The 14,592-nt window shown below is 65.2% G+C and carries 14 protein-coding genes; all 14 read left to right on the forward strand.

Annotation, left to right across the window (positions count from 1 at the left end; genetic code table 11):
* Positions 1 to 238 precede the first annotated feature (238 nt).
* The gene (locus ACFTSA_RS19280; RefSeq protein ID WP_377953315.1) at positions 239 to 1,234 is read left to right on the forward strand and encodes a substrate-binding domain-containing protein; all 996 of its coding nucleotides are present in this window, start codon (positions 239 to 241) and stop codon (positions 1,232 to 1,234) included.
* 72 nt (positions 1,235 to 1,306) lie between these two features.
* On the forward strand, positions 1,307 to 2,356 hold the full coding sequence (locus ACFTSA_RS19285; protein WP_377953321.1) for an ABC transporter permease: 1,050 nt from the start codon (positions 1,307 to 1,309) through the stop codon (positions 2,354 to 2,356).
* An 11-nt stretch (positions 2,357 to 2,367) separates the two neighbouring features.
* Positions 2,368 to 3,294 (forward strand): ATP-binding cassette domain-containing protein, encoded by a 927-nt coding sequence (locus ACFTSA_RS19290; RefSeq protein WP_377953322.1) that lies wholly within the window; start codon positions 2,368 to 2,370, stop codon positions 3,292 to 3,294.
* Between the two features lie 31 nt (positions 3,295 to 3,325).
* Positions 3,326 to 4,756 (forward strand): aldehyde dehydrogenase family protein, encoded by a 1,431-nt coding sequence (locus tag ACFTSA_RS19295; protein ID WP_377953323.1) that lies wholly within the window; start codon positions 3,326 to 3,328, stop codon positions 4,754 to 4,756.
* 24 nt (positions 4,757 to 4,780) lie between these two features.
* Positions 4,781 to 6,730: a 3D-(3,5/4)-trihydroxycyclohexane-1,2-dione acylhydrolase (decyclizing) gene (gene iolD, locus ACFTSA_RS19300; RefSeq protein WP_377953324.1), complete on the forward strand. Its 1,950-nt coding sequence runs from the start codon at positions 4,781 to 4,783 to the stop codon at positions 6,728 to 6,730.
* The gene (locus ACFTSA_RS19305) at positions 6,727 to 7,515 is read left to right on the forward strand and encodes an HpcH/HpaI aldolase/citrate lyase family protein (RefSeq protein ID WP_377953325.1); all 789 of its coding nucleotides are present in this window, start codon (positions 6,727 to 6,729) and stop codon (positions 7,513 to 7,515) included. Before iolD ends, ACFTSA_RS19305 begins: the two co-directional genes overlap by 4 nt.
* A gap of 26 nt (positions 7,516 to 7,541) precedes the next feature.
* Positions 7,542 to 8,753, forward strand: a complete 1,212-nt coding sequence (locus ACFTSA_RS19310; protein WP_377953327.1) for a Gfo/Idh/MocA family protein — start codon at positions 7,542 to 7,544, stop codon at positions 8,751 to 8,753.
* 2 nt (positions 8,754 to 8,755) lie between these two features.
* The gene (locus ACFTSA_RS19315) at positions 8,756 to 9,781 is read left to right on the forward strand and encodes a LacI family DNA-binding transcriptional regulator (RefSeq protein WP_377953328.1); all 1,026 of its coding nucleotides are present in this window, start codon (positions 8,756 to 8,758) and stop codon (positions 9,779 to 9,781) included.
* A 76-nt stretch (positions 9,782 to 9,857) separates the two neighbouring features.
* Positions 9,858 to 10,790, forward strand: coding sequence for an NAD(P)-dependent oxidoreductase (locus ACFTSA_RS19320; protein ID WP_377953330.1), 933 nt, complete (start codon positions 9,858 to 9,860; stop codon positions 10,788 to 10,790).
* Between the two features lie 96 nt (positions 10,791 to 10,886).
* A complete protein-coding gene (gene iolG, locus ACFTSA_RS19325; protein WP_377953331.1) occupies positions 10,887 to 11,900 on the forward strand; it encodes an inositol 2-dehydrogenase in 1,014 nt (337 codons plus the stop codon).
* Positions 11,901 to 11,903: 3 nt separating this feature from the next.
* The gene (locus ACFTSA_RS19330; RefSeq protein WP_377953333.1) at positions 11,904 to 12,689 is read left to right on the forward strand and encodes an SDR family oxidoreductase; all 786 of its coding nucleotides are present in this window, start codon (positions 11,904 to 11,906) and stop codon (positions 12,687 to 12,689) included.
* Positions 12,686 to 13,573, forward strand: coding sequence for a sugar phosphate isomerase/epimerase family protein (locus ACFTSA_RS19335; RefSeq protein WP_377953335.1), 888 nt, complete (start codon positions 12,686 to 12,688; stop codon positions 13,571 to 13,573). The genes ACFTSA_RS19330 and ACFTSA_RS19335 overlap by 4 nt, the downstream gene beginning before the upstream one ends.
* The gene (locus ACFTSA_RS19340) at positions 13,570 to 14,124 is read left to right on the forward strand and encodes a Gfo/Idh/MocA family protein (RefSeq protein WP_377953337.1); all 555 of its coding nucleotides are present in this window, start codon (positions 13,570 to 13,572) and stop codon (positions 14,122 to 14,124) included. Before ACFTSA_RS19335 ends, ACFTSA_RS19340 begins: the two co-directional genes overlap by 4 nt.
* 8 nt (positions 14,125 to 14,132) lie before the next feature.
* Complete coding sequence (locus ACFTSA_RS19345; RefSeq protein WP_377953338.1) at positions 14,133 to 14,591, forward strand: hypothetical protein; 459 nt, start codon at positions 14,133 to 14,135, stop codon at positions 14,589 to 14,591.
* Position 14,592 lies beyond the last annotated feature (1 nt).

The following is a 14,592-nucleotide window of genomic DNA, read 5'->3' on the forward strand; positions in this document are numbered from 1 at the left end:
CCTTTGAAGCACAGGGGCCGGCCCGCCATGCGAGGGGGCATGAAAATATCAAACCACACATCGTTGGAACGGTCTATTGACTTCTGCAAGCCCTGCAATCTAAAGTTGGACCGTTCCACAAAGCGATGTGGATCACAATCGTTCAACACCAGCGACCTCCGCATCCAGCCCCACGCCACGGCGTGGGCCTGAAGCGTTCACGACGGTCGACAATGGCGCGAATCAAAGGAGATTTCACGTGGCAAAATTCACTTGGCACCGGGGCGTTATGGCTCTCGCCGTCGTTCCGCTTCTGGCGCTGGCGGCATGCTCAAGCGGCGGAAAGACCGAATCGGCAAGCGCCGGGGCCGCCGTCGGCGGGTCTGTAGCCGACACGCCGCCCCTCAAGATCGCGATGATCACCCACGCCGCAGCCGGGGACACGTTCTGGGACATCGTGCGCAAGGGCGCCGAAACCGCCGCAAAGAAGGACAACGTAGAGCTGCTCTACAGCGGAGACGGGGATGCCGGCCGCCAAGCGCAGCTTGTGCAGCAGGCGATCGACCAGAAGGTGGACGGCATCGCAGTGACGCTGGCGAAGCCGGATGCGTTGAAGGATGTCGTCAAGAAGGCTCTCGCTGCCGGGATTCCTGTGGTGAGCTTCAACGCGGGCGAGGACCAGTACAAAGCACTGGGAGTCATGGCCCACTTCGGACAGAGCGATAAGCTCGCCGGCGTTACGGTGGGCAAGCGCCTGGCCTCCGAGGGCGTCAAACACCCGATCTGTGTTATCCAGGAGCAGGGCCACGTGGGGCTTGAGAACCGTTGCGCCGGCATCAAGGAGAACATCCCCGGTACGGAAATCGTATACGTCAACGGTGCTGACATGACGTCCGTGTCCTCGACGGTTACGGCCAAGCTGCAGTCGACTCCGGATGCGGACGCGATCGTCGGTCTCGGCGCTCCGTTCACGTTGACCATTGTCAAGGCCGTCAAGGAGACGGGCAGCAAGGTCAAGGTTGCATCCTTTGACCTGAATGCCGATCTGGCCAAGGCGGTCGTGGACGGAAGCGTGGACTTCACAGTGGACCAGCAGCCCTATCTTCAGGGCTACGGCAGTGTTGACGCCATCTGGGCGCAGAAAGTCGGCGGTTTCACGGTCGGCGGCGGGCAGCAGGTCTACACCGGCCCCGCCGTCGTGGACAAGACCAACGCAACGGACGTCTCCAAATTCGCGCAGGCCGGCATCCGCTAGGCCACAGGCATACCTGGCTGCGGGAAGACCGGTCCCGGTTCTCCCGCAGCCAGAACAACAAGGAGTTTTTGTATGACACAGACGTTAGCAAAGCCGGCACCGCTGGCCGCGGATGAGCGGATTGGGCGCCGGAGCCCGCTTCAAAATCTGCTGGGACGACCGGAAGTTGGCGCCCTGGTCGGTGCCGTTGTCCTGTTCGTTTTCTTCTCACTCGTATCTACTACCTTTATCCAGCCGAACGCTTTTGCCACCGTCCTCTACGGCAGTTCCACGATCGGGATCATGGCCGTGGGGGTGTCGCTGCTGATGATCGGCGGCGAGTTTGACCTTTCCACCGGCGTGGCCGTGATCAGCTCGGCGCTAACAGCGTCAATGTTCAGCTGGTTCTTCAGCGTGAACGTCTGGGTGGGCGTGTTCCTGGCGCTGGCCATGTCCCTGGCCATCGGTTTCATCAACGGCTGGATCCTGATGAAGACCAAGCTGCCCAGCTTCATCGTCACGCTGGCGACCTTCCTGATGCTCACAGGCCTGAACCTGGGCCTGACCCGCCTGATCGGCGGCGGGGTCTCCTCCCCGTCAATCTCCGCCATGGACGGGTACAAGTCCGCGCAGGCCGTTTTCTCCTCCTCCGTGAACATCGGTGGTGTGGAGGTGAAGAACACCGTCTTCATCTGGATCGCTGTGGTGGCCGTCGCGTCCTGGGTGCTGCTACGCACCAAAGTGGGCAACTGGATCTTCGCCGTCGGCGGGGATGAGAACGCGGCCCGCGCTGTGGGTGTTCCAGTCAAAGCCACGAAGATCGGCCTGTTTATGGGCGTTGGCTTCTGCGGCTGGATTCTGGGCATGCACAACCTGTTCGCATTCGACGCGGTGCAATCCGGCGAGGGCGTGGGCAACGAGTTCCTCTACATCATCGCCGCGGTCATCGGCGGGTGCCTCCTCACCGGCGGCTACGGTTCGGCCGTCGGCGGCGCGATCGGTGCCTTCATCTTTGGCATGGCCAACAAGGGCATCGTCTACGCGCAGTGGAACCCGGACTGGTTCAAGTTCTTCCTGGGCCTGATGCTGCTCCTGGCCACCATCGTCAACCTCATCGTCAAGCGCCGCGCAGAGCTCAAGTAAGGGGCGGAGAAATGAATGCACACCAGATCGACCAACAGACCCTGCTCAAGGATGAAAAAGACCCGCTGACCCACACGCCTGTCCACCTGCTGTCCCTTGAAGGCGTGGGCAAGCACTACGGCAACATCGTGGCGCTCAGCGACGTCACCATGGCCGTGGACAACGGCCGGGTCACCTGCGTGCTGGGCGACAACGGAGCGGGCAAATCCACCCTGATCAAGATCATCGCCGGCCTGCACCAGCACGACGCCGGGATCCTGGACATCATGGGCGAGGAACGGAAGTTCAGCTCCCCCCGCGACGCGCTCGACGCCGGCATCGCCACCGTCTACCAGGACCTCGCCGTGGTGCCCCTGATGCCGATCTGGCGGAACTTCTTCCTCGGCTCAGAACTGACCACCGGCTTCGGTCCCTTCAAGAGCCTGGATGTCCAGCAGATGAAGGACATCACCAAGAAGGAACTCGCCGAGATGGGCATCGACCTGCGCGACGTCGAGCAGCCCATCGGCCAGCTCTCCGGCGGTGAACGCCAGTGCGTGGCGATCGCCCGCGCCGTGTACTTCGGGGCCAAGGTCCTGATCCTGGACGAGCCGACGGCCGCGCTCGGCGTCAAGCAGTCCGGCGTCGTGCTGCGCTACATCCTCCAGGCCCGCGACCGCGGCCTCGGCGTCATCTTCATCACCCACAACCCGCACCACGCCTTCCCCGTCGGCGACCGGTTCCTGCTGCTCAAGCGCGGCAAATCGATCGGCTATTACGACAAGCAGGACATCACCCTCGACGAACTCACGGCCCAGATGGCCGGCGGCGCCGAACTCGCCGAACTCGCCCACGAACTCGAACAGCTCGGCGGCCACAACGAGGCGCTCAAGGAAGTCCAGGCCGAAGTCGCCGAAGTCGCTGACGCAGCCCACGAAAGCACCACCAGGCGCCACTGAGCGCCACCGTACACAACCAGATGGAGCAACGATGCAGATGTTAATCGCCGGAACCTGGCGCGGTGCCGCCAACGGCAGGACGGAGGACGTCCGGTCACCCTTTGACGGCCGGATCATTGACACGGTTCCCGTCGCCACGGCCGAGGACGCCCAGGCCGCCCTGGACCAGGCCGAGATCGGCGCCCAATTGCAGCGGTCCACGCCGGCACACGTCAGGGTGGACATCCTCCTGCGCGCCGCTGCCCTGGCCGACGAGCGTGCCGAGGACATTGCCCAGGCCATCAGCGCGGAAACCGGGAAGCCGATCACGGAGGCCCGGGGAGAGGCCAGCAGGTCAGGAAACATCATCCGCCTTGCCGCATACGAGGGCAGCCAGCTTTACGGTTCCACCCTTCCGCTGGATGCCAACGCCGGCACCGGGCTGGACAAGATCGGCTTCACCCTGCGGCAGCCCGTGGGCATCGTTGTCGCCATCACACCGTTCAACTACCCCGCACTGCTGGTGCTGCACAAGATCGCACCGGCGCTGGCCGCCGGGAACGCCGTCGTCCTTAAACCCGCCCGTGCCACGCCGCTGACCGCATTGAAGCTGGCGGAGTGCTTTGTCGACGCCGGCCTGCCGCCGGAAGCGCTGTCCGTGCTAACCGGGCCCGGCAGCACCCTGGGCGATGTGCTCGTCACCGATCCCCGGGTACGGAAAGTCTCCTTCACCGGGTCCACCGCCACAGGCACGCGGATCAGCTCGATTGCCGGGGTCAAGAAACTGTCCCTGGAACTCGGCGCCTCGTGCCCCGTGATTATCCTGCCGGACGCTGACTTGGAACTCGCTTCCAGCGCCGTGGCGGCGGGCGGCTTCATCAACGCCGGCCAGGTCTGCATCTCGGTGCAGCGGGTCATCGTGGACCGCCGCGTCGAAGCGGACTTCCTGGACGCGCTTGTGCCGAAGGTGGAGGCCATCGCTGTGGGCAACCCGAAGGAGGCCGACACCCGGCTTGGGTCCCTGATCTCCGAGGAGGAAGCGATCCGTGTCCACTCCTCAATCGGTGAGGCCCGGCACTCCGGCGCAAAAGTGCTCACCGGAGGGGACCGCGACGGTGCCGTGGTCACCCCGGCCGTCGTGGCCGGCGTCGACCCCCGCTCCCCGCTGAGCCGCAACGAACTGTTCGGACCCGCAGTCGCCGTTTCCGCCGCAACGGACATCGAATCAGCGATTGCCATGGCCAACGACAACGATTACGGGCTCGGCGCCGGGATCTTCACCAGCGATGTCGCCGGCAGCATCCGGGCCATGCGGCAGATCGACGCCGGCAACATCCACATCAACTGGACGCCGCTGTGGCGGGCCGACCTGATGCCCTACGGCGGACTCAAGGGCAGCGGCATCGGCAAGGAAGGCGTCCGGTCCGCAGTGAATGAAATGACCGAGGAAAAAACCGTCGTTCTGCACGGACGCCCCTGGTAACCCACCACCTACTGGAATAAGGCAATGACCACTAACTCACAGACCATCAGGCTCACCACATCTCAGGCCGTCATCAAATACCTGTCGGTCCAGCACTCCGTCGCGGACGGCGTCCGGCGCCGCCTGATTCCTGCCGCACTGGGAATCTTCGGACACGGAAACGTCGCCGGCATGGGCCAGGCCTTTGACCAGCTGGCCGATGACATGCCGTTCATCCAGGGCCGCCACGAGCAGTACATCGCCCACATATCGACCGCCTTCGCCAAGGCGAGCCGGCGCCAGGCCGTCCTCGCCGTAACCGCATCCATCGGCCCGGGCGCCCTCAACCTCGTCACCGCCGCCGGCCTTGCCACAGTGAACAGGCTTCCCCTGCTCCTCCTGCCCGGAGACACGTATGCAACGCGGCACCAGGGCCCGGTCCTGCAGCAGCTGGAACACCCCATCGAGGCTGATGCCACCGTCAATGACGCGTTCCGGCCCGTTTCGCGCTTCTTCGACAGGATTACCCGCCCGGAGCAGCTCCTGACCGCCCTGCCGCAGGCCATGCGCGTGCTGACCAGCCCCACCGATACCGGTGCCGTGGTCATTTCGCTGCCGCAGGACGTACAGTCCCACGCATATGACTTCCCGGCTGAATTCTTCGAACCGCGGGACTGGAAGGTCCGGCGGCCGCTGCCGGACCCGGAAGAGGTCGACGACGTGGCCCGGCTCATCCGCTCGGCCCGCCGTCCGGTGATTATCGCCGGCGGCGGTATCCACTATTCGGATGCCCACGCTGCACTTGAGGCCCTGGCCGGGCAGGTCGGAATTCCCGTGGTGGAGACTTTCGGTGGCAAGGGCGCCGTGACCAAGGACGAGTGGTGGCAGGTGGGCGGTGTGGGCCTGGAGGGTAACTTTGCCTCCAACACCCTCGTCAAACAGGCTGACCTGGTCCTGAACGTCGGCACCCGCCTCACCGACTTCGCCACCGGTTCGCAGTCCATCTTCGAGAATCCGGATGTGCGGTTTGCGTCCTTGAACATTGTGGACGCCGATACCCGCAAGCAGGGTGCCACCGGGATCCTGGCCGACGCCCGTCTCGGACTCGAAGCCCTCGCCCGGGCACTGGAGGGCCACAGCACCAGCGAAGCCTGGCAGGACACGGTCCAGGCCGAGAAGGCCGGCTGGGCGCCCATCCGGCTCAAGTGGCTCGATGCCGACACCGCCTATAACCCTGCAGACCACCCCGACGCGCCCGTCACCGAAGCCGTCCTCACCCAGTCGCAGCTGATCGGGCTCATGCAGGAGCATGCACGCTCCGGCGACACGGTTATCGCCGCTGCCGGCGGGGCCCCCGGGGACCTGCAAAAGGTGTGGGACGCGACCGGTAACCGGCACTGCCACCTGGAATTCGGGTTCTCCTGCATGGGCTACGAAATCGCGGCCGGCATGGGCGTCCGGCTGGCCGAAGGCAACAACGACAACCGGGTGGTCACCTTCATCGGTGACGGCACGTTCCTGATGGCACCCACCGAGATCCTCACCGCGGCGCAGGAAGGGCTGAACGTCACGATCATCGTTTCCGAGAACCACGGCTACCAGGTCATCCACCGCCTGCAGATGAACCGGACAGGCAAGGAATTCGGCAACGAGTTCCGCTACCGCACCACCGGGGGCAGCGTCGCGGCCGCCGATGCCCCCAAGGCCCGGCTCGACGGCGACTACCTCAAGGTGGACCTGCGGCAGATCGCCGAAGGCCTCGGCGCCCTGGCCATCCGCGCCACCTCGGCGGCCGAGGTCCGGGAAGCCCTGTCCTCGACCAGGGACACCCAGGGCCCGGTAGTCATCGTGGTGCCCACCGTGCCCCACGTTGACCTGCCCGGCGGCGACGTCTGGTGGGACGTCGCACCCGCAGAGGTTTCCGACCAGGAATGGGTCCGCACCCTCCGCGCCGATTACGAGAAGGCACGCGGCAGCCAGCGGTGGTTCGGATGAGCGCCGAACCAATGAATCCAGGACCACTGAACGCAGGACGGCTGCGCCGGCGGCTTGCCGGGGGCGACGTCACGATCGGCACCTTCGTAGGATTGTCATCGGCAACCGCGGCCGAAGTGTGCGCAGCGGCGGGCGCCGACTGGATCCTGATCGATCTTGAACACGGCTCCGGAGGCGAGGACTCGGTCCGCGACGGCGTCATTGCCGCCGGCAGCTACGGCGTCCCCACCATCGTCCGGGTCGAGTCCGGAGACCGCATCCGCATCGGCCGGGTCCTCGACCAAGGCGCTGCCGGGATCATGATTCCCCGGTTGAACACCGTGGACCAGGCCGCCGAATCGGTCCGGCACATGCTGTATCCGCCCCATGGAGACCGGGGTGTGGCCACCTACAACCGATCCTGCCGCTGGGGCATGGACCGCCGGACGCTCACCGCGCCGGACCAGGAAACCCTCGGTGTCATCCAGATCGAAACCCTGGAAGCATTGGAGTCAGTCGAGGAGATCGCGGCCCAGGACGGCGTCGACGTAATCTTCGTTGGGCCCCTCGATCTTTCCTACGCCCTCGGTGTCCCGCTCCAACTGGACAGCAACGTCTTCCAGGAAGCCCTGCAACGAGTTGTCTCAGCGGCGCAGCTGCACAACAAGGCGGCAGGAATACTCGCCGTGGACGGCATGGGGGCTGCGAAGTACGTCCGCCAGGGCTTCCGGTTCGTCGCCATCGGTTCAGACTCCACCATCATGGCCGCGGCCTTCCGCGACGCCTTTGATACCGCCCGCAATTGATCACGAAACAACGGAAAGACAAGAACGTGAACGCAGAATCTCGCACCATCGGCGTCGGTCTCATCAGCGTCGGATGGATGGGAAAGCTCCACTCCAGGGCCTACCAGACCGTCCCATATGCCTACCCGGACCTTGGCCTTAAGACAAAGCTCGTCATTGCCGCCGACACGGCACCGGACCGCGTCGAGTATGCCCGCGATGTCCTCGGCTTCGCCGAAGGCAGCACCGACTACCACGACGTCCTGAACCATCCGGACGTGGACGTCGTCTCCATCTGCGCCCCCAACTTCCTCCACGCTGAAATCGGCATCGCTGCCGCCAAAGCCGGAAAGCACTTCTGGATCGAAAAGCCTGTTGGACGCGGCTACCAGGAAACCGCCGCCGTGCAGGAAGCCGCCGTGGAGGCCGGCGTCGTCACCTCCATCGGCTACAACTACCGCCACGCCCCGGCCGTGGAGCACGCGCGGAAGCTGATTGCCGAGGGCCGCCTTGGCAGGATCACCAACGTCCGCGCCGTGTTTTTCTCCGGGTACGCCTCCGAGCCCAACGGCGCCCTTTCATGGCGCTTCGACCGAAAACTCGCCGGGACCGGCGTCCTGGCGGACCTGTTCAGCCATGCAACGGACCTGTGCCAGTATGTAGTCGGACCCATCGCTGAGGTGACCGCGCTGACCAGCACCGTCTACACGCAGCGGCCCAAGCTGGCGATGGGATCCGGCACGCACTTCGCAGTGATTGAAAACGGTGAAATGGGGGAGGTCGAGAATGAAGACTACGCTGCAGCGCTGGTCCGCTTCGGCCCGTCCGCTGTCGGCGCAGGCGCCGTCGGCACCATCGAATCGTCCCGCGTTGCCGTGGGCCCCGAGTGCGGTTACCAGATTGAGGTCTACGGCACTGAAGGCTCCCTCAAGTGGGACTTTGAGCGCATGAACGAGCTCAAAGTCTGCCTGGGACGCAACAACGAGGAGCAGGGCTACACCACGGTGAACGCCAGCCCGCGGCACGGCGACTACGCGTACTTCCAGCCCGGACCCGGCAACAGCATGGGTTTTGATGACCTCAAGGTGATCGAGGCGAAGAAGTTCCTCGTCGCCGTCGCGGGCGGAGCCCGGGAAAACTCCAACATCCACGATGCCGCCTCCGCGGCCGCGATCGTCAGTGCCGCCGAAACATCCTCGTCGTCCGGCCAGTGGCAGAAGATCGAGGAAATCCACGGCACCACGGCAGCACGGGTGTAGCGATGACCACTGCATCCGCCCGTCGGCCCACAATCAAGGACGTCGCCGAACGCGCCGGCGTCTCCAAGTCCTTGGTTTCCCTCGTCCTGCGCGATTCACCGCGCGTCAGCGACGAACGCCGTAAGCGGGTGCTCGAAGTTGTCGAGGAGATGGGCTATGAGCTGAACCTCGCAGCCCGCTCCCTGGCTACCCGGGACAACGGAACCATCGGCGTCCTGGTCAGCGACATGCACAACCCGTGGGCGTTCGACGTGGCCGACGCCGCCCGGACCGTGCTCGAAGAAGCCGGACACACCGTCCTCTTCAGTGCAGTCACGGCGCCCGGCAGGGGAGTGGATCAGTCCATCCTCCAGGCCTTCAGGGATTTGCGCGTGGCCGGCCTGCTGGTCGTGGGGACGGTACCCGACAAGGCACCGTTCAACCGGGCGGTTTCGGGCGGCGCGGTCGTCTTTGCCGGCGGCGGACCAGACTACATCGACACCGCCGATGTGGTCCGCAGCGACGATACCCTCGGTATGAGCATGGTCGTTGAACACCTGATCGCCCAGGGACACGAGAACATCGCCCACCTGGGCGGCCTGGGCGGCTCCGTGGGCCGGGCCCGCGTGGACGGATATTCCGCCGCCATGGAAGAACACGGCCTAGCCCGTCACATCCACATTGTCGATGCCGACTTCTTCCAGGAATCCGGCTACATCGCCGCCCAACGGGCGCTGGGCTCCTCGCGGTCCAGGCACCAGCGCCCCACGGCCCTGGCGTGCATCAACGACCTCGCCGCACTCGGTGCCATGACAGCTGCCGATGAACGCGGCGTCGAAGTGGCCATCACCGGGTACGACAACATCGCATTGGGTGCCATGCCCCGCCTGGGACTGACCACCGTCGACCCGGACAGCTCCGGCATCGGCGTCGCCGGGGCGAAAACGCTCCTCCAACGCATCCAGGACCGCGATTTTGGTGGCGGCTTCGTCCACCAGGCCATCGTCCCTGAACTGGTCATCCGCAAGTCCAGCCTGCTCGGCCTTTAACCTCCCACCCACACCGTCACCCCGCGGGCTTCCTTAGCCCTTCCGGGAGTGCACCCCCACATCATCAAGGATGACGATGGCTTCTATAACCACACCCCAAATACTCGTAGCTCTAGGCGGCGTCGAGGCCGGACTGGTGGAACCGGAACTCGCTCCGCACCAGCAAATCATCCACAACCCCACCGAGGCAGACCTTGCCCGGGCCGACGCCGCCATTGTCCGCGCGGCCTACCGTGTGGACCGGGAACTCCTTGACCGCATGCCCGCGCTGAAGGTCATCGCCAGAACCGGCGTCGGCACCGACCTCGTGGACGTCGCGGAGGCGAACCGCCGCGGCATCCCCGTGGTCATCACGCCCGGGAGCAACACGGCCTCCGTCGCCGAAGGCGTGTTCTCCCACCTGCTGGCACTGGTCAAGAAGCTGTCGACACTAACGTCCCTGGTGCGGGACGGCCGCTGGGAGGAACGCTCCGGGGCGGCCGTCGGGGACCTGGAGGGCTTCACCCTGGGCATCATCGGCTATGGGCGCATCGGGCGCCGCGTGGCCCGGATCGCCGAGGCCTTCGACCTCAAGGTCCTGGCCTTCGATCCGTTCGCAGACGTCCCCGCCGGAATCCGCTGCGAAACGGTCGAGGAACTGCTGGGCCGCAGCGACTTCGTCACCCTGCATGTGCCCCTGACGCCGGAAAACCACAACCTCATCAACGCCGAACGCCTCGCGCTAATGCCACCGGGAGCCATTCTCGTCAACTGCAGCAGGGGCGGACTCGTGGACCTGGACGCCGCCCACCAAGCCCTTCTCTCCGGGCAGCTGGGCGGCCTCGGTTTGGACGTCTACGATCCTGAGCCGCCAGCGCACCACGCGGTCTTTGACCACGGCAACGTCGTTCTGACACCCCACCTGATGGGGTTCACCCGGCAGGGTATGGCCCACACGGTCCGCGATGCTGCCAAAGGCGCCGTCGACGTCCTCGCCGGGCGCTCCCCGGCGGCAGTGGCCGCCCCGTGACGGACGGCCGCCACCCAACCCTCACCACACTCAATCAAGCCCAACTAACCGCAGGCGGCTCATCCGCCGGTGGGAAACAGGAAAGGACCCATCCCCATGTCCAGTGAACGACCGCTCAAGGTTGCACTCTTCGGATCCGGCCGCATCGGCCAGGTTCACGCCCGGAACATCGCCGATCACCCTGACCTGGAACTGGCCTGGATCGCTGACCCGTTTATCAAGGGCGCACAGGCCCTGGCCGCCACCACAGGGGCGTTGGCCGTCGAAACCGCGGATGAGGTTTTCGCCAACTCTGACCTGGACGCCATCATCATCGGTTCGCCAACGAGCACGCACGTGGACCTGATCTCCCGGGCAGCAGCCGCCGGCGTCGCGGCCCTCTGCGAAAAGCCCATCGACCTGGACATCGACCGGGTCCGCGAATGCCGGGACCAGATCCGCGGAACCACCAGCCCGCTGATGCTCGGTTTCAACCGCCGCTTCGACCCGAACTTCGCCTCGCTCCGCTCACGGGTTGATGCCGGCGAAATCGGGCGCCTGGAGCAGCTGACCATCATCAGCCGGGACCCGGCCCCCGCGCCCAAGGCTTACATCGAAACTTCCGGCGGGATCTTCCGCGACCAAAGCATCCACGACCTGGACATGGCCCGGTTCTTCGTCCCCGACATCGTCGAAGTCTCGGCCACCGGTTCAAACCTGTTCTGCGACTACATCGAAGAGGCCGGCGACTTCGACTCCGTGGTCATCAACCTGCGCGGACGCGGCGGCGAGCAGATCACGATCATCAATTCCCGGCACAGCGCTTACGGCCACGACCAGCGGCTGGAAGCCTTCGGCAGCGAGGGCTTGCTGACCGCCGGCAACATGGCCCCCACAACCGTGCGAAAGTACAGCGCCGCGGGTACCGAAGAGTCCGACGTCTACCTGCCGTTCTTCCTGGAACGCTACGGCCAGGCCTACCGCAATGAACTGGACAGCTTCGTCACAGCCATCCGGGGAGGAACCAGCTGCAGCCCCGGCTTCGACGACGGCGTGATGGCCCTCGTGCTGGCCAACGCCGCCGAAGAATCCGCCAGGTCCGGCCGCGTCGTGACCATCGGAAAGGAGTAGGAAATGAACAGCCCGCTCCTGGCAGACAAGGTGGTCCTTGTCAGCGGCGGCACCCAGGGCCTGGGCGCCGGCATTGCCCGCCGGGCGGCGGCCGAAGGCGCCGCCGGAGTGGCCGTCACCGGCCGCAACGCCGGCTCGGGCGAAAGGCTCGCCGCCGAACTGGAGGAAACCGGAGTTAAAGCCCGCTTCATCAAAACCGACCTCGCCGACGTAGACCAGGCCAGGAACTCGGTGCTCGAAACCATCTCCGTATTCGGGCGGGTGGACTGCGCCGTGAATGCCGCCGGCCTGACTACGCGCGGAACCATGCTGGACACCACACCGGAACTGTTCGATGCGCACATCGCCGTCAACCTGAAGTCGCCGTTCTTCATCATGGCCGAAACCATCAGACACCTCCGGGAGCGGGGAGCTCCCGGCAGCATCCTGAACATCATTTCCATCGCCGAGCTCGGCGGCCAGCCCTACCTCGCGCCCTACGTGGCGGCGAAGGCCGGGCTGGCCGGGGCCACCCGGAACGCCGCGCATGCGCACCGCTGGGACAAGATCAGGATCAACGGCCTGGACATCGGCTGGACTGCCACCGACGGAGAAGAAGCGACCCAAAGGAAATTCCATGGCGCAGGAGACGACTGGCTGGAAAAAGCCAATGCCTCGGTACCCATGGGCAAGCTCGGACAAGTGGACGAGATCGCCGAATTTGCAGTTTTTCTCCTCTCCAGCAGGAGCGGAGTGGTCACCGGCTCGGTCATTGACTGGGATCAGAACGTACTTGGAGGATCAGATTGAGCATCATCACCAGCCGCCTTGCCGCCGCCCCCATTTCCTGGGGCGTGTGCGAAGTCCCCGGATGGGGGCACCAACTTGAAGCGGACCGCGTCCTGTCCGAGATGACAGCCTTGGGCATCACCGCCACCGAATTCGGCCCGGCAGGCTTCCTGCCCGAGGAAGCAACTGCGCGCGCCGAAGTGCTGCAGAGGCACAACCTGCAGGCCATCGGCGGATTCTTCCCGATCATCCTGCACGATGCCTCCAAGGACCCGCTCAAAGCGGTTTCGGCGGAACTGAACGCCTACCAGGCTGCAGGGGCCAGCATCATGGTGCTCGCCGCGGAAACCGGCGTCGCCGGGTACGATCAGCGCCACGAGCTCGACGCCGATGGCTGGCACCTGTTCGGCCGGAATCTGGACACCATCGTCAAGGCAGCCGCCGATCAGGGCATCCAGGCGGTGGTGCACCCGCACGTGGGCACCATGATCGAGACGACGTCGGACGTCAACCGCGTCCTGAACGACACCGCCGCGAACCTTTGCATGGACACCGGCCACCTTCTCATCGGCGGCACGGACCCCGGCCAGCTCGCTCGGGACTACGCCGCACGCATCGGCCACACGCACCTCAAAGACGTGCGCAAGGCTGTCGCCGAGCGGGTCCAGAAGGGTGAAATCTCCTACACCGACGGCGTCAAGACCGGGATGTACGTCCCGCTCGGCCAAGGGGACGCCGGAATCGCCGACATCGTCCTGCACCTGATAGGGGCTGGTTACGGCGGTTGGTTCACGATGGAACAGGACACCATCCTGGACGCCGCACGGGCAGGGGACGGCCCCGTCCGGGACGTGCGGCAGTCAGTGGCGTTCCTCCGGGACCTGGAAGCCGGGCTCGCCCAATGAGCGCGGTGCGCTGGGGCGTTCTCACCACTGCCCGCATCGCCCAGGACCGGTTCCTGCCGGCCATGCAAAAGGCTCGTAACGCCACCGCCTCGGCGATCAGCAGCCCCAACGGGCGCGCCGCCGAGGTCGCTGCCCGCTTCGGCATCCCGGCCGTCTATTCATCGCATGAGGAACTGCTGGCTGATCCGGCCATCGAGGCCGTCTACCTGCCGTTTCCCAACGGCCTGCACGCCGAATGGATCATCGCGGCGGCCGAGGCCGGCAAAGACATTCTGTGCGAGAAACCGCTGGTGGGCAGCCTCGAAGACTATGCCCGCGTCGTCGAGGCCTGCGGGCGCAACGGGGTGAGCCTGATGGAAGCCTTCATGTACCGGTTCCACCCGCAACACCAAAAAGTCCGGGAGTTCATCGACGCCGGCCGGATCGGACAGATTGTCTCGATGCATGCGCGCTTCCACTTTGTGATGGACCGCAGCCCGGGCGAGGTCCGGCTGCAGACGGGACTGGAGGGAGGCGCCGTCAATGAGGATGCTACGCCGTCGACATCATGAACATGGTGATGGGACGCACCCCCGCCACCGTCTACGCCAAGGGAACCAGCCCGGCGGACCCGGTGGAGACCAGCGTCGCCGCGATCCTGGATTACGACGGCGTTATCGGAACCCTGGACTGCGGCTTCGAAGGACCCCGCGTGAACACGTTCCAGATCATCGGCACCAAGGGGCAGATCACGCTGGACAACGCCTTTGACCCGATTCCGGGGGAGGCGGCCCGCGTGACCGTTTCGCTCCGAGACGGCAGCACCGAGATCTTCGATGTCATCGAGGACCCGTTCAAGGTCGAAATTGAACGGTTCAGCATCTGGGCCCGCAACGCCGGGCAAGAGGTTGTCCATCAGGAACTGACCGAGCAAAACCTGGCTGTCCGCCTCGCCCTTCATGAATCCCTCGCCGCAGGACTCCCACGGAACGTCGAACCGGTCCACGCCGTGGAACACCACTTACTACAGGAGCAGTAAC

It is taken from the genome of Arthrobacter sp. NPDC057013 (assembly GCF_042674585.1).
Classification (GTDB): domain Bacteria; phylum Actinomycetota; class Actinomycetes; order Actinomycetales; family Micrococcaceae; genus Arthrobacter.